Origin of the sequence: Pseudomonas sp. P4795, from assembly GCF_048822895.1 — a bacterium.
GTDB lineage: Bacteria > Pseudomonadota > Gammaproteobacteria > Pseudomonadales > Pseudomonadaceae > Aquipseudomonas.
This window is the reverse complement of sequence record NZ_JBMFBT010000019.1, coordinates 1-21,771: the sequence shown is the minus strand read 5'-3', so window position 1 is coordinate 21,771 and position 21,771 is coordinate 1. Positions and strand designations below refer to the sequence as shown.

Genomic DNA, 21,771 nt, shown 5'->3' with positions numbered 1-21,771 from the left:
TTGCTTTTAAAGCGGCAAATACCGGCTCAACAACGCCCGCAACGCCGCCGGTTTCACCGGTTTCGGCAAATAATCCAGCCCCGCCGCATGCACCCGCGCCACGGTTTCCGGATGGCCGTCTGCACTGATGACAACCCCCGGCACCGGCTCACCGAGACAGGTGCGCAGCCATGCCATCAACTCGGTGCCGGTATCCCCGTGATCAAGGTGATAGTCCACCAGCGCCAGTTGCGGGCGCACCCCATCGGCCAGCAGCGCCGCGCACTCTTCGCGATTGCGCGCCGTCCACACCTGACAGCCCCAGCGCGTCAGCAGGCTGTTCATACCGATCAGAATGCTGTCTTCATTGTCGATGCACAGCACCCGCGCGCCGCTGTGCAACTTGCCGTTGATCTCGAGCGCAACGCTCGGCTGCGCAATCTGCGTGCGGGCCAGCGGCACGCGCACGCTGAACACGCTGCCGCGCCCCGGCCATGAGCGCACGCGCAATGTATGGCCGAGCACCCGGCACAAGCCGTCGGCAATCGCCAGCCCCAGCCCCAGACCCTTTTCGGCGCGGGTCTGATGGCTGTCGAGGCGTTTGAATTCCTCGAAAATCACTTGCTGTTTATCTTCTGGAATCCCCGGCCCGCGGTCCCACACCTCCAGACAGATTTCACCCTTGCGCCGGCGCACGCCCAACAGAATCGGGCCTTTGGCGTAGCGGAAGGCATTGGTCAGGAAGTTCTGCAAGATGCGCCGCAGCAGTTTCATATCGCTGTCGATGCGCAACTGGCTGCCGCGTACGCGGAAGCTCAGACCCTGCTCCTGCGCCAACGCCTTGAACTCCGCACCGAGAATGTCGAACAACTCGTTGATCGCGAACGGCTTGCGATCCGGATTGATCCTGCCGTTTTCCAGGCGCGAAATATCCAGCAGATCACTGATCAGATCCTCCGCCGAGCGCAACGAGCTATCCAGATGACGCACCAGTTTCTGCGCCTCGCTGCTCAAGTCGTCGTCCTGATGCGAGAGTGCGGCGGAGAACAGTCGCGCGGCGTTCAGCGGCTGCATCAAGTCATGGCTGACCGCCGCCAGAAACCGGGTTTTCGATTGGTTGGCCGCTTCGGCGGTGCCCTTGGCTTCGGTCAACGCGACGTTGAGTTGCGACAGCTCCTGCGTGCGTTCGCTCACCCGTTGTTCAAGCCCTTCATTGGCCTCGGTCAGCGCCTGTTCGGCTTCGCGGAACGCGGTGATGTCGGTGAAACTCATGACGAAACCGCCGCCGGGCATCGGGTTGCCGATCAGCTCGATCACCCGTCCGTTGGGGAACAACCGTTCCGAGGTGTGCGCACGGCCCTGGCGCATCCAGTGCAGGCGTCGCGCGACGTGCACTTCCGCTTCGCCGGGGCCGCACAAACCGCGTTCGGCGTTGTAGCGAATGATGTCGGCAATCGGTCGGCCAACGCTGATCAAACCGTCCGGATAGTTGAACAGCTCCAGATAACGCCGGTTCCACGCCACCAGTTTCAGTGACTGGTCGACCACGCTGATGCCTTGGGTGATGTTTTCAATCGCGCCTTGCAGCAACGCGCGGTTGAACTGCAGCACTTCCGAGGCTTCGTCGGCGATCCGGACTACGTCCTCCAACTGCATTTCCCGACCTTCGATGGCGGCTTTTACTACCGCTCGCGTCGAAGAAGCGCCAAGCACGCCAGCCAGCAAACGTTCGGTGTGCGCGATCCATTCGTCGTCGGCGTTCTGGTTCGGGTTGAAGCCTTTACCCTGGCGGTAAGCGAAGCGGATGAAGCTCTGCCGCGCGCGTTCTTCACCGACAAAGCGTGCTGCCAGTTGCAGCAAATCGTCGATCTGCACCGCGAGCATCGAACGCGCGCTTGGTCGGGCGCTGATTTCCTGGCCAATGAAGCGTCCTGCCTGCCAGTGCTCCGACACCCGCGTGCGCGACAACACGGAAACCCAGGCGAACAAGGTGAAGTTGCCGGCCAGGGACAGCACCACGCCTTGCGTCAGCGGGGTGATCGGCAGATTCAACGGGTTGCTGTGCAGCCATGCGAGGCCGGGGAAACTTTCCAGCGGCAAGCCAAGACTGCGCGCGGCAATCGGCAGAACCAGCGTGTAAAACCAGAGGAATGTGCCCGCCGCGAGCCCGGCAAACACGCCGCGCCGATTGGCCTGTTTCCAGTACAGCGCGCCGAGCATCGCTGGCGCCAGTTGCGTGACCGCCGCGAAGGCAATCTGGCCGATGGTTGCCAGACTCGCGGTCGAGCCGAGCAAGCGGTAACTGACATAGGCCAACAGCAGAATCACCACGATGCTCACGCGGCGCACCGACAGCATCCACTGGCGGAACACTTCAAACGGGCGCTCGGCGTTGTTCCGGCGCAGTAGCCACGGCAACAGCATGTCGTTGGAAACCATGGTCGACAGCGCCACGCTGGCCACAATGACCATGCCGGTCGCCGCCGAGGCTCCACCGATGAATGCGAGCATCGCCAGTGCCGGATGCGCCTGCGCCAGCGGCAGGCTGATCACGAAGGAGTCCGGCAGCACCGAGCTTGGCAGCAGCATCTGACCGGCCAGAGCGATCGGGACTACAAACAGCGCGGCCAAAGCCAGGTAGGCCGGAAACACCCATTTCGCCAGACGCAGATCCTGCGGGTCGATGTTCTCCACCACCGTGACGTGGAATTGTCGCGGCAGACAAATGATCGCCATCATCGCCACGCCGGTTTGCACCACCATCGACGGCCAGTTGATGGTTTCTTTCCAGTATTCCTCAAGACGCGGCGCGAGCTTCGCCTGACTGAACAGGTCATCGAAACCGTCGTACAAACCGTAAGTGACGAACGCACCCACGGCGAGAAACGCAAATAATTTGACCAGCGACTCGAACGCAATCGCCAGCACCATGCCCCGGTGGTGCTCGGTGGCGTCGAGGTTGCGCGTACCGAAGACGATGGTGAACAGCGCCAGCACCAGCGACACGATCAGCGCCGTATCTTGAGCGCGGGTGCCCATGGCGTCGGCGCCGGCACCGATCAGCAGGTTAACGCCGAGGACGATGCCCTTGAGTTGCAAAGCGATGTAGGGCAGGACGCCGACCAGACAGATCAACGCGACCACCACCGCCAGCGATTGCGATTTGCCGTAACGCGCGGCGATGAAGTCGGCGATCGAGGTGATGTTCTCCTGTTTGCTGATCATCACCATTTTTTGCAGCACCCAGGGTGCTCCAAGCAGCAGCAAAATCGGCCCGAGGTAGATCGGCAGGAATGACCACAACTGTTCGGCGGCCTGACCGACCGCGCCGAAGAAGGTCCAGCTGGTGCAATAAACTGCCAGTGACAGGCTGTATACCCACGCGCGCACTCGTGGCGGCAACGGCGTGCTGCGCCGGTCGCCGTAGAAGGCGATGGCGAACATGATGGCCATATAGGCCAGGGCGACGGCGGCGATCAGCCCGGTGGACAGCGACATGCAACACTCCCGACAGAAGACTCCCGGGACTCCCGCCCGGGCGGACAGTCTCGCACGAGCGCTGCGGATAGTCAGTGTCGACCAAGGTCGAGGCGTGGCGGGGTGTCGCAGGCGCAGAACTGCTGAGTTCTGGCAGGCGTTTAGTTCTGCTTCAACGCCAGATCAACCAGTCGATGCAGTTCTTCAACTTCCAGCGCCGCCGCTGAAAACAGAATGCGGAAAACCACAGGCGCCACCACTTGGTTTATCAGGCGATCAACACTCGGCGCCGATTCATTCGGATAACGCTCGATAATGGTCTGCAACTGCGCGCCAATGATCGCCACGCAATACCCAGGCGTGGCGCTCGCCTGCACGTCGCGCATCATGTTGCGGCCCGGTTCCGAACTCATTTCGTCCAGATACTGCTCGGCCCAGGCGAGGATATCGCTACGCAGGCTGCCGGTTTCGGCCGGCTCGCTATCAGGGCGCATGCGGGCAAGGGCGACATCCGCCAGCAGGACCGCCAGATCACCCCAGCGCCGGTAAATGGTCGACGGCGTGACGCCTGCCCGTGCAGCGATTTGCGGCACTGTCACGCTCGAACGGTCTTGTTCTTCCAGCAGCGCACGCACCGCGGAATGAATCGATTCCTGCACCCGGGCGCTGCGGCCACCTGGGCGTAAACCTTCTTTAATAGTCATGCGTCGAACCTTAACACAAAGAATTTGCTTTAAGCTCAGGCCGCGAGCACACTCCGCAAAAGCAAAAAATTAGCTTTTGCGGAGTGTGCACATGATCAGTATTGTTTCCAACCGATCCAGCCTGTGGTTTCTGGCGATCACCTTACTCAGTTTTCTCGCCGCTTCCACGGCGCCGACGCCGTTGTATCACCTGTATCAGGATCAACTGCACTTCTCTGCGGCGATGCTGACCCTGATTTTCGGCGTGTACGCATTGAGTCTGCTGGCCGCGTTGCTCACGGTCGGCTCTTTGTCGGATCACCTTGGGCGTAAACCGGTGATCTTCGCCGCGGTTGTGTTGAACGCCGTGGCGATGCTGCTGTTTATCTACGCCGATAGCGTGAGCTGGCTGATCGGTGCGCGGATACTGCAGGGTTTTGCTACGGGCATGGCCACCGCGGTTTTGAGCGCGACGCTGCTCGATACCGACCGTCAGCAGGGGCCGTTGATCAACAGCGTCGCGCCTTTGCTTGGAATGGCGCTCGGCGCAATGGGCTGTGGTTTGCTGGCCGAATTCGCCCCTGCACCGTTGCAGTTGACCTATTGGTTGCTGCTTGCGCTGTTTGTATTGCAGGCGCTGTATGTCTGGCGGCTGCCGGAAAGCGTTTCGCCGCAAGCCGGCGCCTGGGCTTCGTTGCGGCCGACATTGCATGTGCCAGAGCAAGCGCGTTCCACGCTGTGGCGGGTGTTGCCATTGAACACCGCGACGTGGGCGCTCGGTGGTTTTTACGCGTCGCTGGCACCTTCGCTGGTGCGAACCGCGACGGGATCGACTTCGAACCTGATCGGCGGCGCGACCGTGGCGGCGTTGACTGTGACCGGTGCGCTGATGATTTTCACCTTGCGAAATCGACCCGCCGTCCGAGCGCTGCAACTCGGCGCGAGCTTGCTGCCGACCGGTGTAGTGCTGATTTTGCTGGGCGTGCACAGCGCCAGTCTGCCGCTGTTTTTCCTCGGTACGCTGGTGGCCGGTTGTGGCTTTGGCTCAGGGTTTTTGGGGGCGGTGCGTAGTCTGGTGCCGTTGGCACTGCCGCATGAGCGGGCGGGATTGATGTCGGCTTACTACGCGCTGAGTTATCTGGCGTTTTGTGTGCCCGCACTGCTGGCCGGGTACTTCTCTCGCAGTTTCGGTTTGCTCGCCACCACCGATGGTTATGGTGCGATATTGGTGCTTCTTTCTGTGAGCGGAATGCTTTTGCTATGGAGTCAAAGCTTTGCTGCTCGTAGAAACTCTGAGCGTTCAATTGGCCAATAGCCCATTGATGGCGAAACGCCCGTTCACTAACATGCCCGCTTTCTTGGCTGTGTGTTGATTGAGTGAACGTAAATGGATGACAGTTCGAAATTGCTGGGACGCTTACAGGACGAGAATGGACGATTTCGTCCTGCTGAGCAGCGTTTGCTTGAGTGTTTCAAACAGGGATTTGTCGCCAAAATTGGCGAAACTCTGCCCGACGTTTCAACTGATGAAAATGTGGTTCGGGCGATTTTTTTGCGTTCTTTGATACTGACATGCTCCAAGGGAGCATTTCTTGGCGAATATCTGCAGCTGCAGGGCGCATTTATAGAGGGCTCTCTGTCTCTTGTCGGAATTACAGTGACAATGCCTGTAGTTTTTGAAAAGTGCAGATTCGAAAAAGACATCAATTTCAGAGGAGCGATTTTTGCTCACCTGCTCAAATTCAAAGATTGTTCCCTCAAGTCGTTTTTAGCTGAACGACTGATCGTCAATAACAGTTTGGTATTCTCATCTACACATACCGAGGGATTGGTCGAACTTAATTCCGCTAGAATTTCATCTGCGTTGAATTGTTCTGGTTCGCAATTTGATGCAGGCGACAAGGTATGTCTGAACGCTTCCTTCGCGGAGATTCGTACCGGTGTTTTTCTCTCCGGTGGGTTTTCGGCTAAAGGCTTTGTGCGCTTTCGATCGGCGGTAATAGGAGGGCAATTCAATTGCGAAAACGCTAGCTTCTCTGTCGAACGAGATGTGTCACTTGACCTTGATTTCGCTGTTATCAATGGCCCCGTATTTCTCAGGAATGGATTCTCGTCTACAGGCATTGTGAACCTGTTGGGCGTTAGAATTTCCGGGCAGTTATCTTGTAGGAACTCGAAATTTCAAGCGGTTGGAGGCGCTTACGCATTGGTTCTTGAGCGAGCGAGTATTAGCGGTAACGCGCTCTTCAATTCAGGTTGTGAGATTCATGGGCAACTGCTCCTAGCTGGTTTGCAGGTTGAAGGAAACATCGATTTCCAGGGAGCATCAATACAAGTAATTAGGGCCAATGGAATGAGAGTGGGAGGGCGGCTTGATTTGCGTGGCCTAAAATCTGCTCCTAGAGAAATTTCATTTTTAGGCGCCAAGGTTTCGACCATTAATGATGACGTCGCTTCTTGGGGAGAGCGCCCAATTCTCAATGGATTCGTTTACGAATCCGTAGACATCCATAATCCGATGGCTGTCAGTGAGCGCATGATTTGGCTCAAAAAGCAGAAGTCGTGCTTGAGCAAGGACGAGAAGTCTCCCCTGTCACCAGCGGAACATTTTCGCCCCCAACCCTGGCGGCAATTGCAGCAAGTGCTCGATTCCATGGGGCATACCGAAGACGCCAAGGAAGTGGGGATTGAATATGAGCATTGTTTGCGTAGATTCAAGCGTATTGGCCAGTCTCCGAAAAGCTGGAACCGCGTTTTTCGAGGGCTTTATTCATGCTCAGCCAAGTTTCTGCATTTACTCTATGGCTACCTGACAGCTTTCGGTTATCGCCCGATGCTCTTGTTACCGTGGTTTGCATTTGTGTGGTTTTTTTGTACTTGGGTTTATTGGGATGCAGCGAGGGACGGGATTTTTGCACCGAGTAACCCGCTGATCTTTCAGGATGAGGCCTATGAAACCTGTCGTCCCGATCGTGAGCGAGTGTGGCTGGACAAGCGTCATGATCGCCTCCCGATCGAATTACCACATGCGTTCAGGGGGCCGGGGAACTGGTACCTATGCGATGCTTTGCGGGAGGAATATACAGGTTTCAGCCCAGTCGCTTTCTCTCTGGATTTGCTTTTGCCTTTGGTCGACCTACATCAGGAAAATGACTGGGCTCCACTCATCGAGACACCCAAATCCAGTTGGTTGGCGGAAGTCCGCGCCTTTTTCAGTGCAAAACGGTTAGTCAGATTTGTAATGTGGTGCGAGATTCTCGCTGGATGGGGCTTTAGTCTTTTGTTTGTGGCGGTAGTTTCTGGCTTGGCTCGCCGCAAAGAATAATCAGAAATGTGCATCGGAGTTACCCTTGAAAATTATCCGCAGCAAGTCGTTCACCGCCGAACGTGCCTGGGGCGCGCTGGATATCGCCAACATGAACGGCATCACCACGCGCCTGCACTGGACCGATCAGCCGTACAAATGGCACGTCAATGACGGCGAAGAGGTGTTCGTGGTGCTCGATGGCCAAGTGCAGATGCGCTATCGCGAAAACGGCGAGGAGCAGCAAACTCTGCTCGAGGTCGGCGACATCTTTTATGCGTCGGTCGGCACGGAACATGTCGCTCACCCGCAGGGTGCGGCGCGGATCCTCGTAATTGAATCCGAGGGCAGCGTTTGACTGCTTATTGGTAAAACAGATAACAGTTAGAGAAATTACCCGTTATATAGATATTCGATTCGGTTCTACCATGAGCTCAACCTCACCCGAGGACAGGAGTTCATGATGATTTGCCCCAACGCCAACAAGTCCGGTCTGAAACCGCTTAGCCAACTTCAGCACCCGCGTGAAGTGATCCGCCAATTCACCCCGAACTGGTTCGCCGCAACCATGGGCACCGGGGTGCTGGCCTTGGCGCTGGCGCAATTGCCGGTGACCATTCCCGGCATGCACGCCTTCGCAGAAGGTTTGTGGATGTTCAACATTCTGTTGTTCGCGCTGTTTACCGTGGCCTACGCCGCGCGCTGGGTCCTGTTCTTCGACGAGGCGCGCCGAATCTTTGGCCACTCCACCGTTTCGATGTTCTTCGGCACCATTCCCATGGGCCTCGCGACCATCATCAACGGCTTTCTATTGTTCGGTTTGCCCCGTTGGGGCGACGGAGTGATTCAACTGGCGGAAGTGCTGTGGTGGCTGGACGTGGCGATGTCGCTGGCCTGCGGCGTGTTGATTCCGTACATGATGTTTACCCGCCAGGAACACAGCATCGACCAGATGACTGCGGTCTGGTTGCTGCCAGTAGTGGCGGCAGAAGTTGCGGCGGCCAGCGGTGGCTTGCTCGCGCCGCATTTGGCCGACGCGCATTCGCAACTGGTGGTGCTGGTGACCAGCTACGTACTTTGGGCATTTTCCCTACCCGTGGCGTTCAGCATTCTGACAATCCTGCTGCTGCGCATGGCCCTGCACAAACTGCCCCACGAAAACATGGCCGCGTCGAGTTGGCTGGCACTCGGCCCGATCGGCACTGGCGCTCTGGGCATGTTGCTGCTCGGTGCCGATGCACCGGCGATCTTTGCCGCTAATGGTCTGCCAGGCATCGGTGAAATCGCCTCGGGTCTCGGCTTGGTGGCCGGTATCACTTTGTGGGGTTTTGGCCTGTGGTGGATGTTGATTGCGCTGTTGATCACCGTGCGCTACCTGCGCGACGGCATCCCGTTCAACCTCGGCTGGTGGGGTTTTACCTTTCCGTTGGGCGTGTATTCGCTGGCGACCCTGAAGCTGGCGAGCACCTTGAACCTGACGTTCTTTAGCGTTTTCGGTACTGCGCTGGTGACGTTGCTGGCGGTAATGTGGCTGATCGTCGGCAAGCGCACGCTGCAGGGCGCATGGCGCGGTGAGCTGTTTGTTTCACCCTGCATTGCAGGTTTGAAGAAATAACCGGCAAAGATTAGGTAATGTGTGGCCTGAATCTCGGTTGGAGATTCCAATAACAACATCAGGCCACTCGCTACCACCATCAGGGACACACGGAAGATGAGCCACCCCTCACAGTTCAACCTGCTGCGCACCCGGCGCTTCCTGCCATTTTTCATCACGCAATCGCTTGGCGCGTTTAACGACAACGTGTTCAAGCAATCGCTGATCCTCGCCATTCTCTATCGGCTGACCATCGAAGGTGATCGCTCGATCTGGGTCAACCTGTGCGCGTTGCTATTTATCCTGCCGTTCTTTCTGTTCTCGGCATTGGCCGGGCAGTTCGGGGAAAAATTCGCCAAGGACGCGCTGATCCGCGTCATCAAGCTCGCGGAAATCGCCATCATGGCTGTGGGATCGGTCGGCTTTCTGTTCGATCACCTGTCGCTGATGCTGGTGGCGTTGTTCGCCATGGGCACCCACTCGGCGCTGTTCGGGCCAGTGAAGTATTCGATCCTGCCGCAGGCGTTGCGTGAAGATGAGCTGGTTGGCGGCAACGGCCTGGTGGAGATGGGCACGTTTCTGGCGATCCTTGCCGGGACCATTGGCGCCGGCGTAATGATGTCGTCTGCCGGTTACGCGCCGTTGGTTTCTGGCGCGATAATCGGCATTGCGGTGCTCGGTTATCTGGCCAGTCGCAGCATTCCGCGTGCAGCGGCTGCGTCACCGGAAATGCGCCTGAACTGGAATATTTTCAGCCAGTCCTGGGCCACGCTGAAACTGGGCTTGGGCCAGACCCCGGCGGTGTCGCGTTCGATCGTCGGCAACTCGTGGTTCTGGTTTGTCGGGGCGATTTATCTGACGCAGATCCCGGCCTACGCCAAGGAGTGGATGCACGGCGACGAAACCGTGGTCACGCTGATTCTCACGGTGTTTTCGGTGGGCATCGCGCTTGGCTCGATGCTCTGCGAAAAGCTCTCCGGGCGTAAAGTCGAGATCGGTCTGGTGCCGTTCGGCTCCTTCGGTCTTACCGTGTTCGGCTTGCTGCTGTGGTGGCACTCCGGTGGAATTCCCGACAGTGTTACTGGCCACAGTTGGGTTGAAGTGCTGACCTTCGGCCACACCTGGGCAGTGCTGTTCGACATTCTCGGCCTCGGGATTTTCGGCGGTTTCTACATCGTGCCGCTGTACGCGTTGATCCAGTCGCGCACCGCCGAGAAGGAGCGGGCGCGGGTGATTGCCGCTAACAACATTCTCAACGCACTGTTTATGGTGGTCTCGGCCATCGTGTCCATCGTGTTGTTGAGCGTGGTCGAACTGTCGATCCCGCAGCTGTTTCTGGTGGTCTCGCTGCTCAACATCGGCGTCAACGCCTACATCTTCAGCATCGTGCCCGAGTTCAGCATGCGCTTCATGATCTGGCTGCTGAGCCATTCCATGTACCGCGTCGAGCATCGCAATCTTGACGCAATCCCCGATGAAGGCGCGGCGTTGCTGGTGTGCAACCACGTATCGTTCGTCGATGCCTTGCTGATTGGCGGCGCGGTGCGTCGGCCCATTCGCTTTGTCATGTACTACAAGATCTACAACTTGCCGGTGCTGAACTTTATCTTTCGCACGGCGGGGACAATTCCTATCGCCGGACGCCAGGAAGACATTCAGATCTACGAAAAGGCCTTCAGCCGGATTGCGCAATATCTGAAGGACGGCGAGCTGGTGTGCATCTTCCCCGAAGGCAAATTGACCGCCGATGGCGAGATCAACGAGTTCAAGGGCGGGCTGACGCGGATTCTCGAAGAGACACCGGTGCCGGTGATTCCGCTGGCATTGCAGGGGTTGTGGGGGAGCTTCTTCAGTCGTGATCCGAACAAGGGCGTGTTTCGCCGATTGTGGTCGCGGGTGACGTTGGTGGCGGGTTCGTCGGTCGCTGTGGAAGCGGCCGAGCCGGTGAAGTTGCAGGCGCTGGTGAGTGAATTGCGCGGCACAGTCAGATAGTTGTTGGCTGTGCGGGCGCCATCGCTGGCCTGCCAGCGATGGCGTCAGTCGTTTAAGCGCTGACCTTGAGTCCAATCAACCCAGTGATAATCAACGCCACACTGGCCAACCGAATCAACGCCATTGATTCACCAAACAGAATGATCCCGGCAATCACCGTGCCTACGGCGCCGACCCCGGTCCAGATCGCATAAGCCGTGCCCAGCGGCAATTCCTTCATTGCCAAACCGAGCAAGCCCAGGCTGACAGCCATCGCGGCAATAGTCAGCGCGGTAGGCAGTGGACGGCTGAAACCATCGGTGTATTTCAGGCCGACGGCCCAGCCGACTTCGAACAGGCCGGCGAAAAACAGAATGATCCAGGACATGAGAGACCTCCATCGATTGACGGGGTCGTCCCCGGATAAAAACTCGATTGAGCCGCGAGGTCGTCCCCGCGTACGCAATAGAGTGCCCGGCATTAATCAGCGGATCAACCCGCCAAGTCAGTCCGAGCCAGCGTCTCGCGATCTTGTTTCTCGCTCATGCGCCGGAAATACGTCGAAAGCAGCGCACCGGAAATGTTGTGCCACACACTGAACAGCGCGCTCGGCACCGCCGCCAGCGGCGAGAAGTGCGCACTGGCCAGTGCGGCGCCCAGCCCCGAGTTCTGCATGCCGACTTCCAGCGCCAGCGACTTGCGCTGGGCCAATGGCAAACCGAACAGGCGCCCGGTGAAGTAGCCCAGCAGATAACCGAAGCTGTTGTGCAGCATGACCACGGCCATGATCAGCAGCCCGGATTCGGCAATCTTCGCCTGGCTCGCGGCAACCACCGCCGCGACGATGATCACGATGCTGATCACTGAAACCAGCGGCAACACTTCTACCGCGTGGCGTACCTTGTCGCCGAGCACGCGTTGCGCGACCACGCCGAGGATGATCGGCAGCAGCACCACTTGCAGAATCGACCAGAACAGCTCCATGAACGATACCGGTAACCACGCCGAAGCCAGCAGCCAGATCAACGCTGGCGTCAGCAGTGGGGCGAGGAGGGTGGTGACGGCGGCGATCGCTACCGACAAGGCCAGATCGCCCCGCGCCAGCCAGGTCATCACGTTGGACGAGGTGCCGCTTGGGCAGCAACCGACCAGAATCACGCCGACGGCGATTTCCGGTGGCAGCTGAAAGATCTGGCAGAGCAACCACGCCATGCCCGGCATGATCACGAAATGCGCGACCACGCCCAAAGCCACGCGCCAGGGTTGGCGAGCGACGGCGGCGAAGTCTTCAAGTTTGAGGGTCAGGCCCATGCCGAACATCACCAGCCCCAGCAGCGGCACGATGGCACCTTTCAGGCCGAGGAACCACGCCGGTTGCAGGAACGCGAGCACAGCGAAAATCAGAACCCAGTAAGCGAAGGTGTTGCCGACAAAACGACTCAGTGCAGCCAGTGCGCGCATGGCCTGATCCTTATTATGGGAAAGCGTAGGGCCCTAAGCATACGGTGCTTGCAAAAAGATCGCAGCCTTCGGCAGCTCCTACATTTGGAATGCATTTCCCTGTAGGAGCTGCCGAAGGCTCGGGCCGCGATCGGACGATCTTTTCGTTCAGGCACCCACCATCAAGTAGAGGGTGCCTGAAAATGGCGTTAGATCCCTTGCGGAGTCTCTTCCCCACCCAACGCTTCAACCAGCGCCGGCAGGAAATCGCCGAAGGTCAGCATCATCAGGGTGAAACTGGCGTCGAGCTGGCCGAGGGCTTCTTCGCCGCCGTCCTGTTCCGCCTGATCCTGCAACAGGTCTTCAAACTTCAAGCGCTTCACGGTCATCTTGTCGTCGAGCATGAACGACAGCTTGTCTTGCCACGCCAGCGACAACTGCGTCACCACTTTACCGGTGCTCAAGTGCAGCTGGATTTCTTCGCTGGTCAGGTCCTGACGCTTGCAGCGCACGATCCCGCCGTCTTCGTGGGTGTCGCGCAGTTCGCACTCGTCCAGTACAAAGAAATCGTCGGCAGCTTTCTGCGTGGTGACCCATTCGGTCATGGTCGCGGTAGGCGACATTTTCACCGTCAGCGGACGCACGGGCAGGGTGCCAATCACTTCGCGCAAGGTAGAGAGCAGGTCTTCGGCGCGTTTCGGGCTGGCCGAGTTGACCAGGATCAGACCCTGTTTCGGCGCGATGGCGGCGAAGGTCGACGAGCGACGGATGAACGCGCGCGGCAAGAACGCCTGGATGATTTCATCCTTGATCTGATCGCGTTCCTTTTTATAGACCTTGCGCATTTGCTCGGCTTCGATCTCTTCGACCTTTTCCTTGACCGCATCGCGTACAACGCTGCCCGGCAGAATGCGTTCTTCCTTACGCGCAGAGATCAGCAGGAAGTCACCGCTGACGTGCACCAGTGGAGCATCTTCGCCCTTGCCGAATGGCGCGACGAAACCGTAGGTGGTCAACTCCTGGCTTGCACATGGACGCGCCAGTTTGGTGGCCAGTGCAGTTTCCAGCGCCTCGGCATCGACAGGCAGGTCTTGGGTCAGGCGATAGATAAGCAGGTTTTTGAACCACATGGGGTGAGTCTCTCCTTTATACAAAGGGGGGCATTATTGTCTTCGCCGTGGCATAGGCCAACCCTTCTCTAAGCCTTTGGAAGGCCTGAGAAAATTATTTAAAAAAGTGCTTGCCAGAGGTGGGGTCGCTCCGTAGAATGCTCGCCACACCGAAGCGAAGGGTGATTAGCTCAGCTGGGAGAGCGTCTGCCTTACAAGCAGAATGTCGGCGGTTCGATCCCGTCATCACCCACCATTCGTTCAAGTGTTTAGCGCAGCGGTAGTTCAGTCGGTTAGAATACCGGCCTGTCACGCCGGGGGTCGCGGGTTCGAGTCCCGTCCGCTGCGCCATATTCGGTAACCTGGATCGCTGAACGCCAGGTCACCACGGAAAAGCCCGCTTAGGCGGGCTTTTTTCTGCCTCAAGTTTGTACCTTGTTCCAGCGGGACGTGTGGTTTCACCGGTTTTCGGATTTATTTGAAAAAATATTCAATTAAATCAACACATTACGAAAACTTGTGGCATAATGCGCCCCGTAACGAAGCGAAGGGTGATTAGCTCAGCTGGGAGAGCGTCTGCCTTACAAGCAGAATGTCGGCGGTTCGATCCCGTCATCACCCACCATTCGTTTCAAGCGTTTTGCGCAGCGGTAGTTCAGTCGGTTAGAATACCGGCCTGTCACGCCGGGGGTCGCGGGTTCGAGTCCCGTCCGCTGCGCCATATTCGGTTATCTGGACCCACTGAACGCCAGATCACCACAGAAAGCCCGCCTAGTGCGGGCTTTTTGCTGTCTGGGGTTTGGCTCTTGTCCCGCGTTTATTGCTCCGCGTTGCGACTGTGGCGGTAATCGCTCACTGCTTCGTACACAGCCTTGCGCAGACGGTTGATCCCGCCAATCGGCCGATGCGCGTCAATCCCGAACCATGGATTGAAGGAGAGGTTGTCGCATTGCAGATTCAGTGCCGGGGTATCGAAATCCTGCGCGGGCAAGGTGATCCTTGCCACGGTCTCGAACGTTGAATCCTGCTCGCGCCATTCGATGCTGGTGTCTTCGATCGGCATGAACTTGTGCGCATCCTGACGCTGGATCTGCAACACGAAGCACGCCGGCACCCGGTCGGAAGACAGCTGCTGGTTCAACGCGCTGCGCAGGAAGTTCGGTAGATCCTGATTCTGCTTGGGCAGTGTGTATGCCGGGCAGTTGTCTGGATCCGGCATTACCCGAAACTTGGCATTGGCCTCACCGAATTTGTAGGGCGAAACCGAGAAGTATGTGGTCTGCGTCGGACTGTCCGGTGGCGCGGACAAAGTCTGTAGTGCGATGAGTAGATGTCTGACCTGCCAGGTACGCGGATCCCACCCCGGAAAAAACGCCATCACCTTTTTTCCGTCAGCCTGCGCCGCCACATTCTGACGATATTCGGCGACATCGCTGACAAAGAAGTTCGGGTGGCTGAACATCACGAAATCCTGCTCCTGCCTGTCCTGACGATTACCGAGCAGTTGTTTGCCCGGCACATCGAGCAGTTTGATTGCCATGCCCCGCGCGTCGCGCATGCTGTCGAATTGCGGATAAGCGTTGCCATTGGACAGGCGCAGAGTCGCTTGCCAGATTTTCCCCGGCTCACTGAACACGCCTTGGCGCAGTCCTTCACTCAGTTGCGGCAGAACGCGTACCTCCGCTTTGACGCAGCCGTGGGCCTTGGCATGCGCATCGCGCAAGTAACGCGTGCTTTCGCGGTGTTGATCAACAATGCGCACGGCGGTCTGGATCACGTCCTGAGTCATGGCCGCTTCGCCATCAGGGATCTGCTCCACCGCGGAAACCGGGCCACGTTGTTGCCAGGCGAACCAGGCTGCCGCCACTGCCCAGCCGAGCACCCCGACGCTGAGCAAAATGAGCAGGGTTTTGCCCAGCAAGCGCCCTAACCACCACCACAAGCGCGCCAGCATCGAAGGTCTGTCAGGTGATGTATTCATGATCATGGCAATTGCGCCTCCAGCGGGCCGCCCAGTACTTTCAGGTATTCGAGCAGCGCCCAGCGCTCTTCAGGTTGCAACAGGCGGCCGATGACGCCGTTGCCACGTTGGCCGGCGCGGAATTCGTGGCCACTGTTGCGGTTGCCGGTAACGCGCGTGTCGAACAGAAAACCGTTGGTGAAGGCTTCGGTGCGATAGCCCAGATGCCGCGGGTCGTATTCGAACGTGCCTTTATAGAAGGTGGTGGCGCGCTCATCCTGCGGCGACAGCAACTGATAGAGGCTCGGCACCGAACCGTTGTGCAGAAAAGGTGGGGTGGCCCAGACTCCGGCCAGCGGACGCGCCTTGTAAGCGACTTTTTCGCGCACGCCGATGGGCAGGCCGAAACCATCGAGTCGGGGTTTCTCGGCGGCTGTGATGCCTGCCTCGCGATAGGCGCGTTGTTCGACGAATGCGGTGACGTAGGCCAAGCCTTTGGCCACCGACAATTGGCTCAGATCCAGCGGCTCTGTCGGTTCGGGATGCAGTTTCACATCCATCTGTTCCAGTTCTTGCAGATCCCATTGCAATGCCGTCAGGTCGAAGCGGTGATTGGCGATATTGTTGGCCGCGCCCGGGTCGGTGCCGATGACGTCGACGGGCAACATGTGCAGATGTTGCACCCAGCGCTGGCCTTCCAGGGTTTTGCGCGGGACGTGGCAGCCTGCGCAGTTTTCCGCAAATAACGTGCGGCCCTTGGTCGCCAACGGCTTGTCGACCGCGCCCAGAAGTTCTTCAGGCCAGGCGGGCGCTTGCAGTTTTTGCAGGGTCTCTTCGATCTTGTGCAGATCGCGCACACGCACGCTGGACGGGTAGCGCTGCTCGCCTTGCAGCGGCTGGCCATTGGTGTCGAAGAAATTAAGCGTGGCGCCGACGCCGAGCGCCTCGCCGATGTTGCGCGCCATCGGTTGCTGCGCCGAACCGTTCCATTGCACCCAGTCGAATGTCCACATGTCCCACAGTTGCGGATAATCCACCGGGGCGTTGGCCACGCGGTAGTTGGCGGGGGAGATCGCGTCGCCGAAAGTCGCATTGGCAATGCGCCCGAACGCATCGGCGCGGCCCGGGCCTTCCTCTGTCGGGTATAGGCCGCGATGGGTGTCGTTCCACGCGACTTTGAGGAAGGTGCTCAGTGAATTTTTGAAGTCTTGGCGCAGTTGTTCGTGGCGATCATCGTAATTTTCGCCGAGAACGTTGCGGGCGAAGCGTTCGAATTTCCATGGGTTGTAGTAAGTCGAGGCAAGACTGGCGACCAGAGCCTGTCCGAAACTGCCGCCGCGCAATGTAGGAACGCTGGAAGGCAGCACATGCTGAGCCGAGCCGCCGTCGATGCGCAGCGCTTGCCCGTTGAAGCGCAATTCGCCGGTGTGGCAGGCGGCACAAGTTATGTCGAGATATTGCTCCGGGCTGCCGGGATTTTGATGGCGGGCGAAACCCACGGGCAGATTTGCGGGGTTGCCGCGTGTGGCTTTCTGTTGTGGATCAAGCAGAAATCCGAAGCGCGCCAGGTACTCGGGGGCGGCAAAGCGCTCTTGTGAGAACGGCAATTCCAGCGCCTGGAACCATTCGTAGCGCAGGCCTTTGACCTGCGTGCCTTGCGGCGTGAAGTAGTAGGTCTGACGCTCCTCGTCAGTCCATTGCTTGAGGTAATGCACCTGTTGCGCGGGCGTATACAAGGGCAGTTTCGGGTTGGCGACGTAATACAGCACCACCGCCAGGACCAGTCCCAGCAGCACAATGATCAGCATCAGCACACGGAATAAGAGGCGCAAGATAAACATCCTTGTCGATTTGTTGCGCTGTTATGCCTGAGTGATGTGAGGTGCGGCAAGTGGCCATTACGACAACTGTGGGATGAACTGGCCTGGGGCGAGATGACAGAAGCTTCATCCAGGCTCGCGCCCAATGCGTTTTAATCCCTGAACTAATCGTGAGTTTCCTGCTCTCATGCCGGTAGCCATTGGTCGTGGCGGCCTGATAAGCTCGCGGCTTTACTCGATTGCCCTTTCGGCGCATGAACAAGGAAATAGCATGAAACAGCATCGGTTGGCGGCGGCGGTAGCCCTGGTTAGCCTGGTCCTCGCGGGTTGTGATTCGCAGACTAGCGCAGAGCTGAAAACCCCGGCGCAGAAAGCTTCCTACGGTATCGGCCTGAACATGGGCAAAAGCCTTGCTCAGGAAGGCATGGATGACCTGGACTCCAAAGCAGTAGCCCAGGGCATCGAAGATGCCGTTGGCAAGAAAGAACAGAAGCTGAAAGACGAAGAACTGGTTGAAGCTTTCGCCGCGCTGCAAAAGCGTGCTGAAGAGCGTATGGCCAAAATGAGCGAAGAGTCGGCCTCGGCTGGCAAGAAATTCCTCGAAGAAAACGGCAAGAAAGCCGGCGTGACCACCACCGCTTCCGGTCTGCAGTACGAAGTGGTCAAGAAAGCCGATGGCGCTCAGCCTAAGCCGACCGACGTAGTGACTGTTCACTACACCGGCAAGCTGACCAACGGCACCGTATTCGACAGCTCTGTCGAGCGCGGCAGCCCGATCGATCTGCCAGTTAGCGGCGTGATTCCGGGTTGGGTCGAAGGCCTGCAACTGATGCACGTTGGCGAGAAGTACAAGCTGTACATCCCGAGCGATCTGGCTTACGGCGCACAATCGCCAAGCCCGGCAATCCCGGCCAATTCGGTTCTGGTTTTCGACCTGGAACTGCTGGCCATCAAGGATCCAGCCAAAGAAGACGCCGCTGCCAAGTAAGTAGCGTCGGATTTGCAAACAACGCCTCGCACATGCGGGGCGTTGTTGCATCTGCGCTTCGGTGAAGGTAAACAGACCGAACCGATGCCGGTCATGGCAGTCCTAGACTGTATGGCTGCCCGCGCTAGTCGTCCTGAGCCGCCAAGTCAATGAAATATTGGGCTTTTTTATGTGAGTAAAAAACGCCCGATCTGAGCGCAGCCCTTATAAAACGGGGCTTGTAGCGTTGAAATGCAGCTCTGTTCACAAGGTTATCCACAATTTGTGTGGATAACATTTCAACGGGAGGAATAAATGAAGACTCCGTGGAATTTCGCCCGATTCTTGCCGCTGGCGGGTCGACTGCTGGCCCGTGGACGTTTGCCGACGCTATTGTTTGCCGTGGCGAGCAAAGGCGCCGCGCAAGGTAACCGTCTAGGAAAGTTGAAAGACGATCTGCGTCTGCTTCAGGCGCTGTGCCTGGCATACTGGCGCGGCGAGTACCGCGCGATCAGCGGCAAAGCGATTGTCTCGGTAGTCGCCGGTCTGATGTACTTCCTCAGTCCGGTGGATGCGATCCCGGATTTCATTCCGGTGTTCGGCATGCTCGATGACATCGCCGTGCTCGCCTGGCTGATGAAAACCCTCGATGACGAACTCAATGCGTTCCGCTTGTGGCGCAATCGGCAGAAGCCCGAGAAGCTCAGAATCGTCGAGCGCCTGCCCGATACGCCCGAGCAACTTCAGCTTCAGGGGCCGAAAAAATCCTGAATAGCGACAGCCTCATCTCCATATAGATTGCCCCCACGACCTTGGCCGCTGTTAGGATTACACTTCTAGGGAAAAGTGCCGACTCGCTAAGTGTTGTTGTCCTACGGGGTAGTCATGGATATTCAGATAATTGCACGCGATGGCGAGCCCGAATACGCGGTTCTGCCTTGGGCTCAGTATCAGGCTCTACTCAAAGCTGCAGGCATTAACGAAGCACCGTCGCGTCCGGCTCCCACGCCCGTCGCGGCCACCTCGGACCCGGTTCTTCCGGGTATCGATCAACTCCGCAATTTGCGCGAAGGGAAGGGCATCGCCATCGAGGCGCTCGCCCGCACGGTAGGCATCAGCCCGTCTTATCTGGCCATGATCGAAAGTGGTGAGCGTCTGCCCGACGCCGCGATTCGCCGCAGCCTGGCCTGGGAATTGACGGTGCCAGGCTGGAGGGATGAATCGTGAGCGTACGCATCAGCCGTCAACATTGGGATGGATTGCTCGGGGAGCTGGACCAGGCGCGCCGACAGCGCCATCTGCTGACTTACCGGGCGTTGCTCGAACGTCTGCAACTGCCGACGCCGGCCATGCAAACCCTGACCGCCGCGCTTGAACACCTGGCCGCGCTGGACGCCAAGGCCGAACAGCCATTGCGCAGTTCGCTGGTGATCAGCCAGGGCGCGAGTCGCCTGCCGCGCACCGGCTTTTTCGAATGTGTCGAACGTCTGGGGCGTTTCTCCGGGCCGTCGGACGGTGTTGCCGCCGCCTCGTGGCACGCATCGGAAGTGGTGCGAGTGTTCGAATACGAGTACCCGGAATCGGCGGAGGCCTGAGTGTTTTTACGACTCAAGGCGCAGGCCAGTTACTGGCTGGCGCGCAGGCTGTTTCACTGGTCGTGGTTCGTCCGTCAGCCGCGTGGCTGGCGCTGGCTTGAGGGCCAGTTCGCGCGTATGGCCAATCTCGGTGATGTCGGTGCGCAGAGCTTCTATGGGCACATCCTGACTTTTCGCGGTGTCGGTCTGGGCGCGCGTGAAGAGGGCGTGCGGCTGCTGCGCCTGGCGGCCCTTGCTGGCGATGGCAAAGCAGCTTATCAGGTGGGTGTGATCAGCCTCGCCGGTACGCCGAGCAAGGCACCTGATCCTGCCGAAGCGCAGCGTTGGTGGGGGATGGCGGCGAAGGCCGGGCATCCGCTGGCGGAGCTTAAATTGAAGGAACTGGCTGGGCGGGATCTTTCTTAGTCGGCCATTCCGGTTCAGTCAAAGAGCGGGGCGAGAGGGAAACCTTTCGCCCCTTTTTTGTGCCCGCATTTTGCGCTGCATGCCATTTGAAGACTTCTCCTACAACCTTCACCTACTTGCCTGACTTATTTTCTGATTGATCCCGCGCAAAGTCCCCTCGCCTAATTTTCTGTGCGAGGGAACGCTCATGTTTGACCCGGTTTTGTTTTCCATTGCGCAACATCGAGCGTGCTGATGGACGCCGTCATCCGCATCGAGCAGGAACTCGACAGCTTCCCCGACACCCTTGGTCTGTACCGCGAACAGCTCAAGCACTGGTTCAGTCGCTCGGCGGACAAGCTTAGCCACGCGACCGACATGCCCTCGCTGATGGGCATGGAGCGGATCATCCGGTTTGGTGACCGCAGTACTGCCGTTGCTATTGGCGACAAGCAATTTTCTTCCAGCGTCATCCAGTGCCCTGACGGTGGGGTGATGGAGATCGAGAGCAAGTTCGAATCGGTCTACGACATCCCGCTGGGCGGCATCGTGGTTGATGTGGTGGCGGTGGAGGGTGGGGAACTTGCTTCAGTCACGCTCGATGCCGAGGGTAAGGGTTCATTTCGCGGTGTGGCGGGCAAGTTCTATCGGGTGTTGGTGCACAGCGATGTCAACCCCGATCAAGTGGATCAACTCTTCGAATCCTACGATGGCCTGACGCTGCAACTGGATAACTGGTTGCGCAGTGAGTGGCAGGGCTACAAGCCGCAGTGGTCGCAGCAAGTGGCGACGGCAGCGGGTAACGGCATGCTGGCTGGCAGTTGGGCAGCCATCGAGGGGGTGTGGGACAGCATCGGCTTGTTGTCGGAGATTCTTCAGGATCCTGGCAAGTTTGCTCAGCGGTTGGGCAGTGGTGCGGAGCAGTTGATTAAGCTCGCGAAGAACGCGCCTGACGTGATGGAAAAACTCCAGTTGCTGGTCAGCGATGAGGCCGCGTTGTGCCTGTTGCTGCGTACTGCCAGCCTTTGGCTGGAGATGCTGCCACCCAGTGAAGTCGCGGGGAGAACCGCTGAAGCGGTGTCGATGGTGGTGGTGCAACTGCTGATCGACGTGCTGATTGGCGTGGTGCTGACCTTTGTTGGCGCTGGGGTCGCCTATCTGGCGTTGCGCCTGGTGGATCGCGGCGCGCAATTGCTGGCGGCGGTGACGCGTCTGGTCAAGGCGATGTTTGGCATCGTCGAAACCTTCATCGGCTATGTAGACCAGTACAAGTCAGTGGCTGCGCGAGGCATTGCGGCTGGGGTGAAGAAGGGCCGCATGCAATTGCGCTGGGATGCCAAGCGCAATGCCGCTCTGAAGAAAGACGAGCATCACGACGACAGTTCCGAGCAGGCGAAAAACCCCAACGGTGACAGCGCGGATTGTGCGGCGTCGACCTGCACTAATGGCTGCCCGGTGTCGATGGTCACTGGCGAGGAATTGCTGACG

The 21,771-nt window shown here is 58.5% G+C and carries 17 protein-coding genes, 4 tRNA genes and 1 pseudogene; 15 read left to right on the top strand and 7 right to left on the bottom strand.

The features are described from left to right. Nucleotides 1–6: 6 nt before the first annotated feature. Nucleotides 7–3,477, bottom strand: coding sequence for a NahK/ErcS family hybrid sensor histidine kinase/response regulator (locus ACOI8A_RS27940; RefSeq protein WP_420648079.1), 3,471 nt, complete (start codon nt 3,475–3,477; stop codon nt 7–9). Nucleotides 3,478–3,617: 140 nt separating this feature from the next. Continuing rightward, nucleotides 3,618–4,160, bottom strand: a complete 543-nt coding sequence (locus ACOI8A_RS27935; protein WP_420648080.1) for a TetR/AcrR family transcriptional regulator — start codon at nt 4,158–4,160, stop codon at nt 3,618–3,620. Nucleotides 4,161–4,251: 91 nt separating this feature from the next. Here ACOI8A_RS27935 and ACOI8A_RS27930 point away from each other — a divergent pair, with 91 nt between their 5' ends. The 5 genes from ACOI8A_RS27930 (at nt 4,252) to ACOI8A_RS27910 (ending at nt 11,029) form a co-directional block, all read left to right on the top strand. Then, nucleotides 4,252–5,454 (top strand): MFS transporter, encoded by a 1,203-nt coding sequence (locus ACOI8A_RS27930; RefSeq protein WP_420648081.1) that lies wholly within the window; start codon nt 4,252–4,254, stop codon nt 5,452–5,454. 72 nt (nt 5,455–5,526) lie between these two features. Next, nucleotides 5,527–7,464 carry a membrane-associated oxidoreductase gene (locus tag ACOI8A_RS27925; protein ID WP_420648082.1) on the top strand — a complete coding sequence of 646 codons (1,938 nt, stop codon included), beginning with the start codon at nt 5,527–5,529 and terminating at the stop codon, nt 7,462–7,464. 25 nt (nt 7,465–7,489) lie between these two features. Further along, nucleotides 7,490–7,801, top strand: coding sequence for a cupin domain-containing protein (locus tag ACOI8A_RS27920; RefSeq protein WP_420648083.1), 312 nt, complete (start codon nt 7,490–7,492; stop codon nt 7,799–7,801). A gap of 105 nt (nt 7,802–7,906) precedes the next feature. Beyond that, nucleotides 7,907–9,058 (top strand): TDT family transporter, encoded by a 1,152-nt coding sequence (locus ACOI8A_RS27915; RefSeq protein ID WP_420648084.1) that lies wholly within the window; start codon nt 7,907–7,909, stop codon nt 9,056–9,058. A gap of 96 nt (nt 9,059–9,154) precedes the next feature. Next, a complete protein-coding gene (locus ACOI8A_RS27910) occupies nt 9,155–11,029 on the top strand; it encodes an MFS transporter (protein ID WP_420651431.1) in 1,875 nt (624 codons plus the stop codon). A 52-nt stretch (nt 11,030–11,081) separates the two neighbouring features. On the opposite strand, the gene sugE is transcribed toward ACOI8A_RS27910, so the two are convergent. The 3 genes from sugE to rdgC form a co-directional block, all read right to left on the bottom strand. Next, nucleotides 11,082–11,396, bottom strand: a complete 315-nt coding sequence (sugE, locus tag ACOI8A_RS27905) for a quaternary ammonium compound efflux SMR transporter SugE (protein WP_042558337.1) — start codon at nt 11,394–11,396, stop codon at nt 11,082–11,084. Nucleotides 11,397–11,500: 104 nt separating this feature from the next. Beyond that, nucleotides 11,501–12,469 carry a bile acid:sodium symporter family protein gene (locus ACOI8A_RS27900; protein WP_420648086.1) on the bottom strand — a complete coding sequence of 323 codons (969 nt, stop codon included), beginning with the start codon at nt 12,467–12,469 and terminating at the stop codon, nt 11,501–11,503. 188 nt (nt 12,470–12,657) lie between these two features. After that, nucleotides 12,658–13,578 carry a recombination-associated protein RdgC gene (rdgC, locus tag ACOI8A_RS27895; protein WP_420648087.1) on the bottom strand — a complete coding sequence of 307 codons (921 nt, stop codon included), beginning with the start codon at nt 13,576–13,578 and terminating at the stop codon, nt 12,658–12,660. Between the two features lie 159 nt (nt 13,579–13,737). Between rdgC and ACOI8A_RS27890 the strand changes: the two genes are divergently transcribed. The 4 genes from ACOI8A_RS27890 to ACOI8A_RS27875 all read left to right on the top strand — a co-directional run bounded on the left by ACOI8A_RS27890 (nt 13,738) and on the right by ACOI8A_RS27875 (nt 14,278). Further along, a tRNA-Val gene (locus tag ACOI8A_RS27890) sits at nt 13,738–13,813 on the top strand. An 18-nt stretch (nt 13,814–13,831) separates the two neighbouring features. Then, nucleotides 13,832–13,908: transfer RNA gene (locus tag ACOI8A_RS27885), tRNA-Asp, on the top strand. Nucleotides 13,909–14,106: 198 nt separating this feature from the next. Further along, a tRNA-Val gene (locus ACOI8A_RS27880) sits at nt 14,107–14,182 on the top strand. 19 nt (nt 14,183–14,201) lie between these two features. Further along, nucleotides 14,202–14,278 (top strand) — tRNA-Asp (locus ACOI8A_RS27875). A gap of 96 nt (nt 14,279–14,374) precedes the next feature. On the opposite strand, the gene ACOI8A_RS27870 is transcribed toward ACOI8A_RS27875, so the two are convergent. Then, nucleotides 14,375–15,511 (bottom strand): catalase family protein, encoded by a 1,137-nt coding sequence (locus ACOI8A_RS27870; protein ID WP_420648099.1) that lies wholly within the window; start codon nt 15,509–15,511, stop codon nt 14,375–14,377. A gap of 29 nt (nt 15,512–15,540) precedes the next feature. After that, the gene (locus ACOI8A_RS27865) at nt 15,541–17,349 is read right to left on the bottom strand and encodes a di-heme-cytochrome C peroxidase (protein ID WP_420648088.1); all 1,809 of its coding nucleotides are present in this window, start codon (nt 17,347–17,349) and stop codon (nt 15,541–15,543) included. Nucleotides 17,350–17,608: 259 nt separating this feature from the next. Here ACOI8A_RS27865 and ACOI8A_RS27860 point away from each other — a divergent pair, with 259 nt between their 5' ends. The 6 genes and pseudogenes from ACOI8A_RS27860 to ACOI8A_RS27835 all read left to right on the top strand — a co-directional run. Then, nucleotides 17,609–18,325: an FKBP-type peptidyl-prolyl cis-trans isomerase gene (locus ACOI8A_RS27860; protein ID WP_420648089.1), complete on the top strand. Its 717-nt coding sequence runs from the start codon at nt 17,609–17,611 to the stop codon at nt 18,323–18,325. Between the two features lie 294 nt (nt 18,326–18,619). Next, nucleotides 18,620–19,075: a YkvA family protein gene (locus ACOI8A_RS27855; RefSeq protein WP_420648090.1), complete on the top strand. Its 456-nt coding sequence runs from the start codon at nt 18,620–18,622 to the stop codon at nt 19,073–19,075. Between the two features lie 114 nt (nt 19,076–19,189). Further along, nucleotides 19,190–19,531 carry a helix-turn-helix domain-containing protein gene (locus ACOI8A_RS27850; RefSeq protein ID WP_420648091.1) on the top strand — a complete coding sequence of 114 codons (342 nt, stop codon included), beginning with the start codon at nt 19,190–19,192 and terminating at the stop codon, nt 19,529–19,531. Continuing rightward, nucleotides 19,528–19,899, top strand: a complete 372-nt coding sequence (locus tag ACOI8A_RS27845) for a hypothetical protein (protein ID WP_003223109.1) — start codon at nt 19,528–19,530, stop codon at nt 19,897–19,899. Before ACOI8A_RS27850 ends, ACOI8A_RS27845 begins: the two co-directional genes overlap by 4 nt. Beyond that, nucleotides 19,900–20,304 carry a sel1 repeat family protein gene (locus ACOI8A_RS27840; protein ID WP_420648092.1) on the top strand — a complete coding sequence of 135 codons (405 nt, stop codon included), beginning with the start codon at nt 19,900–19,902 and terminating at the stop codon, nt 20,302–20,304. Between the two features lie 234 nt (nt 20,305–20,538). Next, nucleotides 20,539–21,771 (top strand): annotated as a pseudogene (locus ACOI8A_RS27835) (type IV secretion protein Rhs); the annotation flags it as partial.